The following is a 15,790-nucleotide window of genomic DNA, read 5'->3' on the forward strand; positions in this document are numbered from 1 at the left end:
CGCCTGCGCAGTGGCACGACGGTGCGGGGCGTTGTCCCGCGGCGCGGGTCAATGTGCTTAGCCATGAATGCGCCTTTCTCTCGTCGTGATGGGTGTGTTGTGCGCGCAGTTTCACTGTAGGCAGAAGATAGAGCGATGCTCTACTTATTTATTGCAGGAATGTAAACGTTCACCCAGAAGTTGTTTCGTTGTATTTTCGTAGTCCCGCTCGCGCATACCAACATGCGTGACGTTGCACAGGGCATTTATGGTGGTGTGATGTCACCTTCACCAGCATTGTCATTGGGTTCCGTCGAGTGGGTACCTGCGTTGGAGCACACCAACCTGCTCGGTGTTCCGGTTGCCCGTCAATTAACCGAGTGGGCTCGTGAGTTTCCCGAGCTTGTTGCGCACGTGTGGGTGGGTGCCATTGATCCTGACCTGTCTGACACCGCCACCATGTCGCAGCGGTACGGCATTGATCTCCACGCATCGGTGAACTGTGTTTTAGTGGCTGGTAAACGCGAAGGCGTGGAACGTCATGCGGCTGTTGGGGTGCGCGCAACAACGCGCGCTGACATTAACGGAACTGTTCGCACCATGCTGAACGTACGCAAAGCATCGTTTGTGCCTGTAGAACGGGCTGTCACAGAATCAGAGATGGAATACGGCGGCATCACCCCCATTGGTCTACCCACACAGTGGCGTTTTGTTGTGGATGAGTCAGTGAACTTAAGTGACTTCGTGGTCATTGGGTCAGGGATCCGCGCCTCAAAAATCGCGCTGCCTGGGAATGTGCTGGTAGAACTCACCGGCGCACAAACCATCCCCGGCCTTGGCGCATAACCTCACGCCACTAGCCTGCCCGTACGCCCACCCTTTGCTCGCTGACGTAACGCCAGGCGGCAACTGCCGCGTGGCGGCCGGTACGGGTCGCACCAATCGTTGACGCACCGGCACCATACCCCGCCAAAAAGACCCGAGCATCGTCAAACACAATGGCACCGTCCGTGCGAATACCACCATGTTCGGTGCGTAACCCAAGGGGAGCAAGGTGGCGGATCGCTGGGCGGAACCCTGTTGCCCACAACACAACATCCACGTCCACTGCTCCGCCTTCCCAGGCCGGCATGAGTTCGCCAGCGTACTGAGGGGTTACCCCCGCGAACACGACACCTTTGTCGGTGAGTCGCGCCAGCGGACCTTTCGACACAAGAATCCCCTCATCAATGCCCTGCTGGTAGGCGGGAGTCAACGGCAACCCTGTGGTCGCCACCACCGGCAGAGTCGGTAAACCCGCCTCCGTGCGGGTGCGCACCGCTCGTTCAACATCCCGGCCCCACTCACGGTCAAAGTCACGTTCCCCAAAAACTGGGGCACGCCGGGTAGACCACATCGTGTGTGCACCAGCCTGCGCAAGCGGCAACAAAAACTGCACAGCGCTTGCCCCGCCACCCACAACCACGACGCGCTGACCAGAGAAATCTGACGCATCGGTGTACTCGCGGGTGTGGAGTTGCCGCCCCTTAAACGATGCGCCGCCAGGGTAGTACGGCCAATACGGCTGATCCCAGGTGCCCGTCGCGTTGATGATGGTGCGCGTCTGATCGGTGCGTTGCTCACCGGTTTCCCGGTGCCGCGAGGTGACGTTAAGGTGCGGGCCATCGTGGGGGTCAGTTACAGCGGTGACTTCCCACGGCCGGTGCACAGACAGCGCGAACTGGTCCTCATAGGCGCCGTAGTAACGGCTCACCACAGACGATGCTGGTTCAGTTGGGTCCGCAGGTTCCTGCGGGAAACCCGGCAGATCATGGATACCGTGGGCAGTACCCAACGTCAGCGACGGCCAACGGTGGCGCCATGCCCCACCTGGCCCCGGGTTCGCATCGAGAACGATGAACTGCTGACCGGCAATCAACCCTTTGCGTTGCAGATGCCACGCGGCAGCAAGACCAGCCTGCCCCGCACCAATCACGATGACGTCCAACATGCGCCGAGCCCCTGTTCTGATGAGTGAACCACTACTGGGAGAAGCACTCAACCCGACGGGACTATTCCCGCTGGACCGCTACCGGCCCACCCACATCATTCCCCGCATGCGCCGAGATCCTAGATCTCGGCGTGAGATCCGCGCACACGGCAAGGATCTCGAACCGAAAGCTAGGATCTCGGATGCGTATAGGGAGGGGAGGACGCTCAAAGGCCGGTAACTAGGCGGCGATAGGTATGTCCACGCGTCTGAATGCCAAACGAGTAAAGACCACATACAGTCCGACCCCGCCAGCCGCATTAAAGATCAGATCATCAATATCAGACACCCTGCCTGTATTGAGAAGCGCTTGAAGGACCTCTATCACAAGAGAGACAGAGGTAATTACTATCGCACTGAGAAATATTCTCGGCTTGTTCATCCAGCTCAAAATAAGAATCAAAGCAACTGGCGCAAGTAAAAAGAAGTTAGCGATGATTACTGGTAGTTGTTGACCAGGCGCAACAGTGAGCGTTTCGAAGGTACGAACAAGCGGAATGAGGTTCACCCTATACCGTTCCTCCGTGTGGTTCACACCATCCAAACATGCAAGATAGAGGAACGCAGCGGTGAGCAAAAACAGCAACACCAGAAGACTAATTCTTAGAATAGCCGGGCGAGAATCCCAGGCAAAAACAATTTTTGGGTGTCGTTTGTAAATACGATCTGTCATTCCAATAACTTAAACCATCGACCACCTCCACCTATGCCCCCGCATGCGCCGAGATCCTAGATCTCGGCGTGAGATCCGCGCACACGGCAAGGATCTCGAACCGAAAGCTAGGATCTCGGATGCGAATGAGGGTAGGAGGTCGGCTAAAACGTAGGTGGTAGTGAAAAGTGGGCGGGCAGGAGCGCCGAGTCGTGAAAAACGGCTAGCGCAGATGCTGGGATTAAAGCCCGTACGCGTTATTACGCAGATGCACGGTCCGCAACGGGTCGATCCGTTCAAGCAGCCCAGCTTTTACGCCGCTCCACTCCGGGCGGAGCACCGAGAAACTCAGCGAATCACAGCGCGTCCCATCGGGCGCTAACCGGAATCCGCGCAGCGTCCCTTCGAACTGGGCACCAAGACGGGTGATCGCTGAGATGGAACGGGCGTTGCGTGAATCAGCGCGCATCGCGATGCGGTACAGCCCCCACGTTTCGAAGGCGTACTGCATCAGCAAGTATTTACATGCTGGGTTCACGACTCGTCCCCACAGTGACCGGGCGTAGAACGTTCGGCCAATCTCGGCTCGGTCCTGTTCACTGGCGATACCGGTGAATGCGGTGGACCCGACAACCTCGCCATTGACCGTGTCTATCACGGCGAATGGCAGCACATCGGAGGCGCTCAGGGCATCTTCGATGTAGTTCGCCATGCCCACCTCACCGATGGGCGTAGGCGTGCTCATCCCGGCCCACATGTGTGGGTCGATGATGGCAGCAAGCGCACCGACGTGCGCTTGGGATAGGGGTTCCAATCGGAAGCCGAATCCCTCGAGGACAATGTCATGTTGCACAGCGCAATTTGATCACAGGTTTGGTGGGTGTGAAAGTCCCAAATTCATGGCATGACCTCGCTTTTTTGTGATGTCACGAACAGTGGTGTCACGTGCGTGAAACAGTGGGCTGCGTGGGGGTGTCCACGAGGTTACGACGTGCAGTTTTCCTGCGACTTTGCGGCTGTTTTTGTTCACAACTTCACCGTTTTTCACACCCGGGTGAAAGAGAGAATCACCACATGGTTCGCTCCCGGTGTGCGCGGCGCATACAGGCGTAGGATCGGCCCATGATCAGTGGTGACATTTTTGTTGATGATGGCGGCTACATTGAGGGGCAGCATGTTGTTGATGCTGACTTCTCGGACGTTGATGGGGATGCGTTGCGTGTTCTGGATTCCACGTTCACGGGGTGTTCGTTTTCTGGTGCCACGTGGAACCGCGCCCACCTGTCTGATGCCACGTTCACTCGCTGCACCATGTTGGGTTGGACTTTGCATGATTCTGGGATGCAGGACGTCACCTTTGAGGAGTGCCGCATCGGCGGGTTGACTGCGGCAGGGGCGGCGGTGCAGCGGGTGCGCATCATTGGCGGGAAGATTGACTTTTTGAACTTGCGGGACGCAAAGTTACGTAATGTCACCTTTGATGGGTGTGTCATTGGTGAGCTTGATTGCACGGGTGCACAGCTGCGGGATGTCACGTTCACTGACACACGTATTGGTTCGTTGGTGATGAAGGACGCCAAGTGCACAGCGGTCGATGTGCGTGGTGCGCAACTTGCTGCGGTCACCAACTATGAGGGGTTGCGTGGGGCGACGATGCGCCTTGACCAGTTCATTGACCTTGCGCCGGAACTTGCTCGTGTTTTAGGTATTACCTTGGCGTAGCGCAGCATCTATTCCAGCGCCGTATCAATGTGTTTCCACAGGTCTTGGGCGGTGGTCTGCGCGAACAGCACACTGATGTGCTGTTCGTCGCGGTAGACCACGACGTTACCGATAACTGCAGGGCAGCGTGTGTCGTCGCAGAACCAGTTGAGGGTGTCAACGAACGTGACTCCATCAACGTGGGTGGCGGGTTCTCGTTGGTAATCCACTGGAGCCGCGTCCACGCGGGGTCTGGCGCAAAGGTGTGGGGCATCGGGGTGGGTAATGAGGCATTCCGTGGTGCCTTCGCTGGGCAACATGAGAGGGTTGTCTCCAATGACAACAACAGGTAGCCCCGCGGCGGTGAGTTGTGTCCACACGTCAACGAATCCTTGCTCAGGGGTTGGCAGGTCTGTGCCTTCTACCCAGGGCACGGCGGTGCGGTTTGATGTGACCACGAGGTCGTAATCACCTGACGTCAACGCGTCGAGGGTTTTCGCGTTTGCCGTGAGGCAAGGGCCGCCACGGTCAGCATCTGACATGCGTTGCGCCGTGGACAACGGGCAACTCGAATGGAAGAACGTGTCAATGCGCACGCCCTGGGTGGCTGCGATCTCCTCAAAGGCGGGCAGGTACTGCTCGGAGTGGGAGTCGCCAGCTAACGCAATCACCACATCGGCATTTGGGTCACCAAAGGTGCAGGTTGGGGTGAATGGGTCGGCCATGTTCGATTTGCACCGCCCCTCCGCGCCTGTGGGCAGGTCGTTTCGCACCACAGCTGGTTGGGGCACCAACATAGTGGAATCAACAGCGTATTCAGCGACCCCGCTGGTGGCATAAGCATGGTGACCAATCTCGCCGATGTGTTCCGTGAGCAGGGCGTTAATTTCCGCATCGTGCCGGGTACTTTCCTGCTCGGCAAGGTAGGCAGGCAGCCATGCGCACCCCGCAACGAGCACCGATGCGCCCAGCCCGAGCAGCAGAATACGCCGGGCGTTGCTCACGGTAACTCTGATGCGGGCAAGTGGCTGATCAACCAGGTGATACAGCAGTACAGCCCCCACAACCGCAGCAATAAGCCCCACAATGCGTGTCACCCACGTGACGTTGCTGGTGAGCAGCGGCAGCAGCACAAGAATTGGCCAGTGCGTGAGGTACAGGGTGTAAGAGATGTTGCCGGTGTGTTGAACGGGGCGGGCACCAAGTGCCCGGTCAAGCCATCCGCCCGGCAGCCACGGGCCAGCGTAAATGACCAATGCGGTCGCTATCACGGGCAGGAGCGCACCGGTTCCGGGGAAGTTGTGAACATCGGTGACCACCACGGCAACGCCGATGCCCACCCACCCTGCGGCGGCAAGTACTGGTCGCAGCCGACTGGCGGGTGGCATCGGCGGTAGAAGAACGATGAGCGCACCAACACACAGCTCCCAAAACCGGGAGGTCAGGGTGAAGTATGCGCTGGGGTCTCCCGCACCAACGTGGGTTTGTGAATGCCACAGGGATGCGATTGCCCCGGTAGTGAGGACACAGGCAATGAGTGTGGTGCGGTTCCATCGGGTTACTCGCGCTATCAGCGCGAGGAGGATCAACACTAGTGGAGTGACAATGTAGAACTGTTCTTCAACGGACAGCGACCAAAAGTGTCGGAACAATGATTCTGGTGAGTCTTGCGCAAGGTAGTCCACAGAGTCGCGGGCTAGTAGCAGGTTTTGCAGGTAAATGATGGAGGCAATGCCTTCACGGGCTGCCCCTGGCCAACGGTTCACTGGCACCACTACGAAAAGTGCAGCCACAACGGCGAGGATCACCAGGTAGGCGGATGGCAGGATTCGTTTCACGCGGCGCGCGTAAAACTGTGTCAGCCCGATGCTTTGACCTGCGGCTACGCGGCGAATCAGGTGTCCGCCAACTAAGAAGCCTGAGATGACGAAAAAGATGTCAACTCCAACAAAACCCGCCGGAACCACTGACGGCCAAAAGTGGTACACCACAACGGCTGTAACGGCGATGGCGCGTAGGGCTTGAATGTCGCGGCGCATCGGAGTGCTTGTAGCAGGGGCTCGTGTTGGAGCGGACGGTTCGTGTGCGAGGTCTTGCACTGGGTTGAGCGGCGAGGGGGCATCGCCGGGTACACGGGGTTGACTTATCACCACATGGAAACGATATCGGCACTGTGGTGCGATTTCTTGTGTTTCACATTTTTGGAGGATATCTTCACTGATTCATCAGAGAGTGTCCCAGTTGAGAAACCGCATATTATTCGCGGATATTATTGTGTGAACCCAGTTCGTAACCCGCTGCAGCCAATTCATACGTGCGTGATCACTCAGGAAAAGAGCACCCATGAGCATTCTCCCCCGCCTTGCTATTTCCGGCGCGGTAACACTTGGTGCCACCCTCACGCTCAGCGCATGCAGCAGCGGCCCGCACTACAGCGAAACCCTGACCTCAGCAGCGGCGGAACATGTGGCAGCGCAAAGCGAAGGTTCGCAAACCCCATTAACCTTCCCTCACGGTGAAGGGACAGGCGCACCAATTCCTGACTGGACGTCACTCCTCGTTGTGTGCCCCTACGCAGATACCAGCAACGTCGAAGAGCCCTACGCATCGGCATTATCCACCGTTGACACCGCGAGAACAGATGCCTACCAGTGGCTCGTCTTCACCGATGAAACTGACGCTGAACTCATCATTGTGAAACGTGTCGATATAGACCTGTGCGAAAACTCAGACGCCATCCCTATATACACCCCCGACACCACAATGACCGCAGAACACCTGGGCAACATGTGGATTATGCGGCGCGCGTGAGGAGCACAATCACCTCGTAATGCGTGGTGTGAGGGAACATGTCGAGCAGACGCGCCTTCCTCGCCACAAAACCAGGCATGTCCGCGAGGTCTCGCGCCAACGAGCGGGCGTTACAGCTGGAATACACCACTGTGTCCACATCGCTGGCGTCAAGCCATTGGGCAAGTTCCGCACCAATCCCACGGCGCGGAGGGTTCACAATCACTAGATCAGGCCCACCGTCAGCAACACGCGGACTGTTCCCCACTGAAAACGACGTCGCATCAAGAGCATCAAACACCGCATGAGCAATGCCCAACTCCGTAGCGGTGGTGCGCGCCGACTCAATTGCCTCAGCGCTAATCTCCACACCCGTCACCCGCTGCACCGACGGCGCCACGTGTAAGGCGAAACCACCCACCCCACAAAACAAATCCCACACATGGTTGGGGCGAGCATCGGCAACCCACTGGCGGGCCTGCGCATAGAGGTCAGCAGCCACGTGAGTATTGGTTTGGAAAAAACTTTGCGGCCGCAAATGCAAAGGAATGTCCCCTAAACGCATGGTGAGGGTGCGTTGCTCGGTGAGCACGATTTCCTTATCGCCCTCCAAAATCGCCTTGTGCTCAGGCTGCACATTCACACTAACCACCTGCACCTGCGGGTGCGCCGCCAACCAAGCTGGCAAATGCTTCACGATGCGCGACACAGGTTCCTGCGAGCGCGACACCAACCGCACCATGTACTGGCCGTCTGGCGATTCTGTGACCAGCACATATTTGAGTTCACCGCGGCGTTCCCGCACGGAATACGGTTCGATGCGCGCGGTGATGATGAAGTCACGCACAGCATCGAGAATGGCGTGCATGCCTGGGGTGTATAGCGGGCAATCACGCAGGTCAACGCCGTGGAAACTGGTATCAAGGATGCCCAGAATGGGGTCGTGAGCGGTGCCAGATACCGCCATTTTCGCTTTATTGCGGAACGCACCTTCAGGACTTGGGGTGGGTGGCAGCCACTCAATACTTGGGTGATCGGCAAGGAGTGCCTGCACATCCGCGGATTTATCAGCGAGTTGCTGTTCGTAAGGGACCGCCAAGAGGGTGCAGGAACGGCAACGGTCGGCGTCGAAGTGGTGGCACTGCATCTTTCCATTGTCTCCTGCGTCCACTTCTTTTCCCACGAGTTCAGCGCCCCGCATCATCACATAATCCACACCACAGAACTCCTCAACAACCCGTAGACTATTGACGTGTCGTACCGGACAATTGCCGCCATCTTGGCCTGCATCAGTGTCATAGCGGGATGCTCATCTCCTGCCCCAGCGCCAACAACTGCAGAACCCACCAGCGTCCCAGAACCCCACGAAAGCGAGTTCCCCTCTCACTGGGACGAGGAACCAGATATGCCGATCACTGCGGACAGCGATCTCACCCCACAGGAACTCACCGCCGCACTCCGGGTCCAGGCAACAGCACAACAACACCCCGAACACTGCACACCCGAGGAAGTCTCCATTGAATTGCAGGCAATCGATGCCGCCTTGGGGCACCGATTCGGTTCATTAACTGTCACCAACACCTCGACTACGCCCTGCACAGTTCAGGGGTATCCAGGGTTTGGTGCGAGAGGCGAATGGGGCAACACATTCCTGCTCGTAGCAGAGCAGGAGAACATCAACGGCAGCCCCACTGATGGACCACCACCTGCTGCGGGTCCAGATAACGCGGCTGACCAGCCACTCATTACCCTGTCACCGGGGGACTCAGCCTACGCCGATGTCGAATGGTCTGGTGAACTAGGTGGTGCAGCAAGTGAGCCAATCTCCTTATTCATCATTCAGTTAGTTGATGGCGAGACCCCGTATGCCCTACCAGTTATTTCGCAATATTCGGAGCGCGCCGCGGAACACCCTTCTGTGAACGGTGTCATGGAACCCAACACTGGGCTAGACATTTCTTTCTCGACAACTGTGAGCATTGGTCGTTTTCAGCAATAACTGTGGCGGTCTGCTGAGCAGGCACGAAAAAGGTGATGGGGCCACGTCATCCGTAACCCCACCACCTCGGTGTTGCACTCATACTGCTACAAGCAGATTACCTAACCCACCCGGAGTGTTGTTTGTTCAGCTTCGACGTATCAACGGTGAGGGTGTCACCGTCAATGGTGATGGGAAGCCCCAGAAGATCTGAATACTGGTTCCCGTCATGCTCAAAGAACGGCGTGATTCGCCTGTCCCCGTAGTCATACCATTTGTCGTACCCCTTGAGAGTCACCGAGTAATCCATCCTGATGACACCATCAGCGAAGTACACCGACAGCGGGCCGGAAAGACCTGCAGGGTCGGGCTGCGTCTTTGCCCACAGGTTCTCTTGATTGTCATTGCTCACAATGAGTACTGGCTCAGTTTCCCAGCGGCGCTTTATACCCTTCATCCCATCCCAGTACCTGTCTTCCCAACTAACAATCTCGCATCCCTCAACCACAATGGTTTTAGGTGCGACACAGGCACTGAGAAGTGGCTCAACCTGAGCGATAGCTTCCTCAACTACCGCTTGCGTGTAACCACGGCTGAAAGTAACAACAGGAGCATCTGGGATCATGTTCACTCTAGTGTTAACCGCTTTTGGGGTCACAGTAATAGTGACGTCTTCCCCGTAGCTGATGTACTTCGACCCCTCTGGGGCACTGAACGTGTAAGTACCAGGAAGAACACCGAGGTAGCCCTCAGACTTTTCCATCTCCTGCGGTGTAATCCAGTTCGGGTCAACATTGAGCGGTAGTTGTTCATCAGATGAATACAACGACGGAATGGTGACGTCAACTCCGTTGACGGCTAGTGACTCTGGCGCTTGGAACACAAAGAGGTGCTGATCCATGCCTTGGGAGATACGCCAGTCGTCAAAGATCACTGCTTGACGGCCATCTTTAACCATCGTGAAAACAATGGTGTGGTTCTTTCCATTTTGTTTGAGTTTCGCAGTTACTTCCGCTGACTTGCCGATAGTTTTAACGGAGTCGATGCTGTACTCCGTTGGGCGGTCTTCAGCAGCTGCGTAAACCTCATCAATGAGCAAAGCTCTGCCATCATTTGTGACGTTGGCGTCTAGCAATTCCAACGCTGCTGAGGCTTTGCCCTCAACAATGGCATCCAAGTACGCTTCAACCTTTTTTTGAGGGCCGTACTGGTTTTCCGCCAAATAGTTGCGAGCAAAAACACCGGAAACAATCAACACAGTTAACGCTGCGGTAGTGATTCCAACAATCGCCCACACCTTTTTAGCCTGCGGACTCATTGGTGTACCAGCAGGCACGCCCCCATATAGCTGCACACCTGAAGGTGTTTGCGCCGGTCCCCCTGCCATTGGTGCACCAACTGGCATTGCTTGGGTTTGCGATGGAACTGGTTGGGTATACGCCGCCGGTGCTGGTGGGGCGGGTGGTGCAGGCGGCGCATTCACCGTGTGCGGTTCTGGCTGCGTTGTTTGCACAGCTGAGTCTTGCGGCACCACTTCAGCCGGTTGCGCCGGTGCTTCTACAGACGCCACTGCCTGCGTTTGCGGCGCGGGCGCCGATGCTGGTGTCGGTGCTGGCGCGGGTGCAGCGCCGGACATTGCTAATGCAACGGTTTGAGGGCTGTTCACCCGCCACAACAAGACGCGTGCAAGCCCCGCTGGTAGGACCCGCAACACTTGTGGCGCCACGAAACGCGCGCACAACTCAACAATCAAACCGAGAACTGCTAGAACCAAAAATGTCCACGGCGCTGGCGCAAAGCCACCGGATTGTTCACCCATGCCAGTTGTTGCAGACGAGTTAGAAACCGTTCCGATAGCAAGCAGCCCTAATCCGCCGATTGCGTACACGGCTGGCAAAATAGCCCACTGCCCGTTGGGTGCAGTTCCAAAGCCCCACGTTGCACGCCACCGCACACCGGCTATGAACAATGCAGCCAGAACCACAATCGGCAATACGATACGCACCACCAGTGGCAGTTCGGACGAAAACATCATCAACGAAGAAGCGCCGCTTGAGTCCCCAAATGTGGAGCTGTACACACCGGAGATTTCAACCGCTGACAGCGATCCCACAGCCAATGCGTTTGCTGCAACTAACGGCAGAGCAAGAGGGAAGCCCAGTAACAATGCCACTCGTGCATCGTCAGCTTCGACGAGCATCGTTATGTATGTCACTGTCCCCAACAACAAGGCCAGTCCCCCCAAGTGCGCCACGGCAACGCGGCTTCCTTGGCGCCACATCAGCGGGATATTCGGGACTCCCGGGTAGCCGAGACTGCGGTAGGTGGCAGCGAAAATGACAATCGCTGACAGCAAGACGCCCCACACGGACAATGCCCGCATGGAGAACCCGCCACTATCAGGATCGCCCACATAGAAGGGGACAACTGCAGTCAGAAGAGTAACAATCACGGCAAATCCACCACCAGCAACGGATGCCACGATCGCTCGGGTGGCACCGTGTGGGAGCGCTAGACCGCCTGTGATTTTCCGCCCAAACAGCATTAATGCGGCAATGGCCGCGATGGGTATCACAACAGGGAAAAAGAAAATCGAGGCAGAAACCTCGTAACTGCTGGAGTCGAACGCCGATTTAATCTCCCCTCCCCCGCTGAGCGGGCTGAGGAATCCCATTCCAACCAAGTGAATAATGGCGGCATACCATGAACCGGAAACGCTCTCGCCCATGGTCAAGGCATTGTTATCGGCGGAAAGTCCCATGAGGAGGAGCAGAACAGCGACAATCGATGCCGCGAAGGCGCCCGCCAAAGCAAGCGCTCCGTACAGACCCCCTGCTATCCAGTGTGCTGGTGGCATCGTTTGCGCGTATTGTGCCGCCGATGCTTGTGGCTGAGGAGCAGGGCCAGCTGGCGTTGGTGCTGCGGCCTGGACCGGGGCAGGTGCAGGTGCAGGTGTCGGAGCAGGTGGGGCAGGAGCCTCCGCAACAGGTGGCGCAGGGGGTGCCGGTGGGGCAGGTGGAGCCGGGGCATCCGCGACGGGTGGTGCTGGCGGTGCTGGCGCATCGGCGGATGGAGCAGCGGGTGCCGCAGGAGACGCAACGCTTTCTTGACCTGCAGTGACAGGTGGAGCGGGTGGGGGTGGCGGCGCCTGCTGGTGCCCAGCGGCGTCGCTCTCCTGTGGCTGTGACGCCTCAGGAGAGTCGCTTTGGTTTGTCATTATGTGAGTCCTTGTTCAGTGATTAATGTTCGCTGTGAACTCACTGAAGGTAGCAATCAGCCCGGAAACACGCCAAAGCTTTAGGCTTGCATGTGGAGAACTCCCCACTCATTTCTTACTCCCGCCCACCCCACTTTTTCCGTCCCCCACGCCGTTGGCATCGTGCAAAATTGACACGAGTTCGTGGTTCCACCAGCGAGTTCGTGGTTGGGAACCACGAACCCACGACCTTCAGGACGATCTCGCTGCGAAACCACGAAGTCACCGCGAGATCACCTCCATCTCGGAGGGACTTCGCGGTGACTCCATGGTGACTTCTCAGCGGCACAATGGTTCAGCGCCTCGTCGGTGTCGACGTTGCTTCGGCGGCGAACCATGAGCGCCTGGGCGCGGACTTACCGGCGCACTACTTCACCCAACTGTCGTGTTGTTTGTTGAGCTTCGAGGTATCAACGGTGAGCGTGTCACCATCGATGGTGATGGGCAGGGCAAGGGGGTCAGAGAACAATGAGCCTCCACTTTCAACGAAGGGACGAATGTTGTGGGTTCGCCCCTCATTCCAGTCATCGTCTCCCTCATTACGTGCGGAGTAGACCAGGTCGATCCTGCCCTCGACAAGAAACACTGACAGATCCCCTGTCACGGTTGATGGATCTGGCTGCTCATACTCCCACATTCCGTTGAGCTCATTGGCAACAAGGAGCTGCGGCTCTTCGCCCCACGTCCGCTCAATGTCGGTCATCGCGTCCCAGTACTTGTTTTCCCAGCTCGCGATTTCACAACCTTCCGGGACAATCACATTGCGCGTAAGGCACGCATCGAGCAGCGGTTCGACTTGCGCTAACGCGTCATCAACAACAGCTTGGGTGTAGCCGCGTTGGAATGCCACTGTCGGCGTTTTTGGCCCCTCTTCGCCCCAGCCAAAACCTGTGTCATCGCTTTGGCGTTCGCCTGGAGTGATGGTCACTGTTACATCTGGTCCGTAGCTGACGTATTTTGTTCCCGCTGGCGCCTTGAACGTGTAGGTTCCTGGGAGGACTGGGAGGTAACCCTCAGCTTCTTCCATGGCGTATTGGGCCATGGTTTCCGCTGACGCGCCTTGCGGGAGCGGCTCATCCGCAGAGTGCATGCGAGGAACACTGAGGTCTAGTCCATTGACGTTGAGGGTGTCAGTTGCCTGGAACACAAACAGGTTTTGTTCCATACCTGAGGTGATTCGCCAGTCGTCGAAGAACATACTTTGGCGCCCGTCAGCGACCAGAGTGAAGATGATGGGGTAGTTTTTCCCCTCTTGTTTCACCTGAGCAGTGACCTGAACTGCCTCTTCCCCGTATTCCACATCGTCGATGCGGAACTCTGTTGGCCGGTTCTCAGCAGCCGCGTACACGTCATCTGCGAGCATCACCCGGTCGGTGCTGGTGACGTTGACGTCCAGCAGCGACAGGGCGTCGCTTGCTCTGCCGTCGACGAGTGCTGTGAGGTACTCTTCCACTTTTTGTTGCGGACCAAACTGGTTGTTAGCGAGGTAGTTGCGTGTTGCGTTGCCGGCGATGAGCAACACTGTCAGCGCTACGACACTGATTCCGGCTATTGCCCATGCTTTTTTCGCTTGTGGGCTTAGTGGTTTCGCCGTTGGCAGTGGGTCACCATCCGGTGAGCCGGTTGAGTGGGAGGCCGGGTTTGCTTGAGCAGGTGATCCCGATGCGCTATCCGGGGAACCAGCAGCATCTGCTGGTTCTGCACCGACAGGCGCGGGTTGCTCTTGTGCGCCTAACCCAGTGGTCCCTGCGGTCCCAGCAACCCCTGCGGCAGCCGGTGCAGTCACCACGGTTGCGTGTGGATTGTTCACTCGGAATGTTAAGACACTCACGAGCCCTGGGGGCAAAACGCGTAGGAGCTGTGGTGCAACGTACCGAGCGCTTGCTTCAACAGCGACACCGATGATCGCCAACACGAGGAAGGTCCACGGAGCAGGGGCAATCCCTGTGGTGTCTTGGCCAACCATGGGCGCGCGTATGGCAAAGTGCATTGTTCCGATGGCGAGAAGTACCAGCCCGACTCCACCGTAAACGGCGGGTAATATTGCCCACTGGCTATTGCGTGCCGTCGTAAATCCTGCGGTTGACCGCCATCGCAAACCTGCGATAAGTAGCGCTGCCACGGCAACGATTGGTAGCAGAATACGCACCCATACGGGTAGTTCACTGGAGAACATTGTCAGCGTGTCGTTGACGGCGCCGTTGTCAGCGGTTATTGCAATGTCACCGGTAAACATGACCGTTGACATTGAGCCAATGGCTACGGCGTTGGCTGCAAGTATGGGCAGCAGCAGAGGAAACCCTGCAATCACCATGGAACGCGCATCGTCGGCTTGACTGACGACAACGACAAAAGCGATGACGCCTAAGAGCAACGCCACACCGCCGAGGTGCGCTACGGCGACCCGAATACCTTGACCCCAGATGCGCGCGATGACAGATCCGGTTGTTGGGCTTGAGGAACCGGACTGCTTGGAATGACCAAGAGTACGGTAACTAACGGCGAAAATAACGAGGGCCGACAGCAGCATGCCCCACACCGTCAATGCGCGCAGGGTGAACTCGCCCTCATCAGGGGAACCAAACTTTATTGGAATCAGCGCAGTCAACAGCGCGAGCGCGACGGCAAATCCAAGACCAGCGGTTGAGGCGATGACTGCTCTTGTAGGTCCATGCGGCAGTGTCATACCGCCGGTGACGCGTCGACCATATAGCGCTACGGCGCAGATCGCGGCAACGGGAACGATCACTGGGACAAAGAACGCGGACATATTGACGTCCACGGCAACCAAGCCGAACCCAGCTTCCACCTGGGCAGTTCCCGTTAAGGGGCTGAGGAATCCCATGCTCATGAACTGGATGATGGCCGCAAACCAAGCACCACCGAGGTTTTCTGGTCCATCTATGTCACTGGAGCCGGCAGTAAGGCCAGTAAGAAGAAGCATCACAGTCAGCAACGAGGCAGCAAATGCGCCGGCTAACGCGAGTGCGCCGTAGAGCCCTGCTGTCTTCCAGTGTGCGGGTGTTAAAGCCCGCAGTACCTGGGGTATGACTGATGGAGGGTTTTGTGCTGATGTTTCGTGTGTCTGCGGCGCGGGTGCAGGTGCTGGCACTGTTGCGGCGGCAGACAGTGGCGCTGGGGGCGCCGTTGGTGCTGGCGCTGGGGGTTCTGGCGGCGGAACCTGTTGCGCGTCTGGATTATGGGGTGGAGCGGGAACCGCTCCGGGCGGGGTGGCGCTGGTCTGCTGTTGGGCAGACGAGTCGCTCTCCTTCGGCATGGAAGCCTCAGAAGAGTCGCTTGGGCTGGTCATGGTGCAGATCCTCAATCAGTGATAAGTGTTCGCTGTGAACTCACTGAAGGTAGCAAGGCGCTGAAGAACTCACCAAACCCCGGGGTGTCGAACTG

General features: G+C 57.5%; 11 protein-coding genes. 4 read left to right on the forward strand and 7 right to left on the reverse strand.

The genetic code is table 11. From position 1 onward, the window contains the following. Positions 1-258: 258 nt before the first annotated feature. The gene (locus G538_RS0111695; protein ID WP_029069460.1) at positions 259-825 is read left to right on the forward strand and encodes a YbaK/EbsC family protein; all 567 of its coding nucleotides are present in this window, start codon (positions 259-261) and stop codon (positions 823-825) included. Positions 826-835: 10 nt separating this feature from the next. Here G538_RS0111695 and G538_RS0111700 read toward each other — a convergent pair whose 3' ends face one another. The 3 genes from G538_RS0111700 to G538_RS16535 form a co-directional block, all read right to left on the reverse strand. Then, positions 836-1,969 (reverse strand): FAD-dependent oxidoreductase, encoded by a 1,134-nt coding sequence (locus G538_RS0111700; protein WP_035834255.1) that lies wholly within the window; start codon positions 1,967-1,969, stop codon positions 836-838. Positions 1,970-2,189: 220 nt separating this feature from the next. Next, entirely contained in the window at positions 2,190-2,681 is a 492-nt protein-coding gene (locus G538_RS0111705) for a VanZ family protein (protein ID WP_029069462.1), read from the reverse strand. A gap of 220 nt (positions 2,682-2,901) precedes the next feature. Continuing rightward, complete coding sequence (locus tag G538_RS16535) at positions 2,902-3,513, reverse strand: GNAT family N-acetyltransferase (protein ID WP_051197059.1); 612 nt, start codon at positions 3,511-3,513, stop codon at positions 2,902-2,904. A 269-nt stretch (positions 3,514-3,782) separates the two neighbouring features. On the opposite strand from G538_RS16535, the gene G538_RS16540 reads away from it, so the two are divergent. Beyond that, on the forward strand, positions 3,783-4,382 hold the full coding sequence (locus G538_RS16540) for a pentapeptide repeat-containing protein (protein WP_051197061.1): 600 nt from the start codon (positions 3,783-3,785) through the stop codon (positions 4,380-4,382). Positions 4,383-4,390: 8 nt separating this feature from the next. Here the strand turns inward: G538_RS16540 and G538_RS0111725 are convergent, their stop codons facing one another. Continuing rightward, positions 4,391-6,514 carry an acyltransferase family protein gene (locus tag G538_RS0111725; protein WP_029069464.1) on the reverse strand — a complete coding sequence of 708 codons (2,124 nt, stop codon included), beginning with the start codon at positions 6,512-6,514 and terminating at the stop codon, positions 4,391-4,393. 190 nt (positions 6,515-6,704) lie between these two features. Here G538_RS0111725 and G538_RS0111730 point away from each other — a divergent pair, with 190 nt between their 5' ends. Beyond that, positions 6,705-7,172 carry a hypothetical protein gene (locus G538_RS0111730; protein ID WP_029069465.1) on the forward strand — a complete coding sequence of 156 codons (468 nt, stop codon included), beginning with the start codon at positions 6,705-6,707 and terminating at the stop codon, positions 7,170-7,172. On the opposite strand, the gene rlmC is transcribed toward G538_RS0111730, so the two are convergent. Next, positions 7,156-8,298, reverse strand: coding sequence for a 23S rRNA (uracil(747)-C(5))-methyltransferase RlmC (gene rlmC, locus G538_RS0111735; RefSeq protein WP_029069466.1), 1,143 nt, complete (start codon positions 8,296-8,298; stop codon positions 7,156-7,158). The two genes, G538_RS0111730 and rlmC, sit on opposite strands and share 17 nt — an antisense overlap. 105 nt (positions 8,299-8,403) lie before the next feature. Here rlmC and G538_RS0111745 point away from each other — a divergent pair, with 105 nt between their 5' ends. Then, a complete protein-coding gene (locus tag G538_RS0111745; RefSeq protein ID WP_157544476.1) occupies positions 8,404-9,150 on the forward strand; it encodes a DUF4232 domain-containing protein in 747 nt (248 codons plus the stop codon). A 97-nt stretch (positions 9,151-9,247) separates the two neighbouring features. Here the strand turns inward: G538_RS0111745 and G538_RS0111750 are convergent, their stop codons facing one another. Continuing rightward, positions 9,248-12,346: a zinc ribbon domain-containing protein gene (locus tag G538_RS0111750; protein WP_029069468.1), complete on the reverse strand. Its 3,099-nt coding sequence runs from the start codon at positions 12,344-12,346 to the stop codon at positions 9,248-9,250. A 406-nt stretch (positions 12,347-12,752) separates the two neighbouring features. Further along, positions 12,753-15,695 carry a hypothetical protein gene (locus tag G538_RS18230; protein WP_029069469.1) on the reverse strand — a complete coding sequence of 981 codons (2,943 nt, stop codon included), beginning with the start codon at positions 15,693-15,695 and terminating at the stop codon, positions 12,753-12,755. Positions 15,696-15,790: the final 95 nt, after the last annotated feature.

Source organism: Jonesia quinghaiensis DSM 15701 (assembly GCF_000423205.1).
GTDB classification, from domain to species: Bacteria; Actinomycetota; Actinomycetes; order Actinomycetales; family Cellulomonadaceae; genus Jonesia; species Jonesia quinghaiensis.

What these genes read in the sequence shown, in the direction of transcription:
- G538_RS0111695 (WP_029069460.1), top strand. Translation starts at nt 259, where the DNA reads ATGTCACCTTCACCAGCATTGTCATTGGGTTCCGTCGAGTGGGTACCT.
- G538_RS0111700 (WP_035834255.1), bottom strand. Translation starts at nt 1,969, where the DNA reads ATGTTGGACGTCATCGTGATTGGTGCGGGGCAGGCTGGTCTTGCTGCC.
- G538_RS0111705 (WP_029069462.1), bottom strand. Translation starts at nt 2,681, where the DNA reads ATGACAGATCGTATTTACAAACGACACCCAAAAATTGTTTTTGCCTGG.
- G538_RS16540 (WP_051197061.1), top strand. Translation starts at nt 3,783, where the DNA reads ATGATCAGTGGTGACATTTTTGTTGATGATGGCGGCTACATTGAGGGG.
- G538_RS0111730 (WP_029069465.1), top strand. Translation starts at nt 6,705, where the DNA reads ATGAGCATTCTCCCCCGCCTTGCTATTTCCGGCGCGGTAACACTTGGT.
- rlmC (WP_029069466.1), bottom strand. Translation starts at nt 8,298, where the DNA reads ATGCAGTGCCACCACTTCGACGCCGACCGTTGCCGTTCCTGCACCCTC.
- G538_RS0111750 (WP_029069468.1), bottom strand. Translation starts at nt 12,346, where the DNA reads ATGACAAACCAAAGCGACTCTCCTGAGGCGTCACAGCCACAGGAGAGC.
- G538_RS18230 (WP_029069469.1), bottom strand. Translation starts at nt 15,695, where the DNA reads ATGACCAGCCCAAGCGACTCTTCTGAGGCTTCCATGCCGAAGGAGAGC.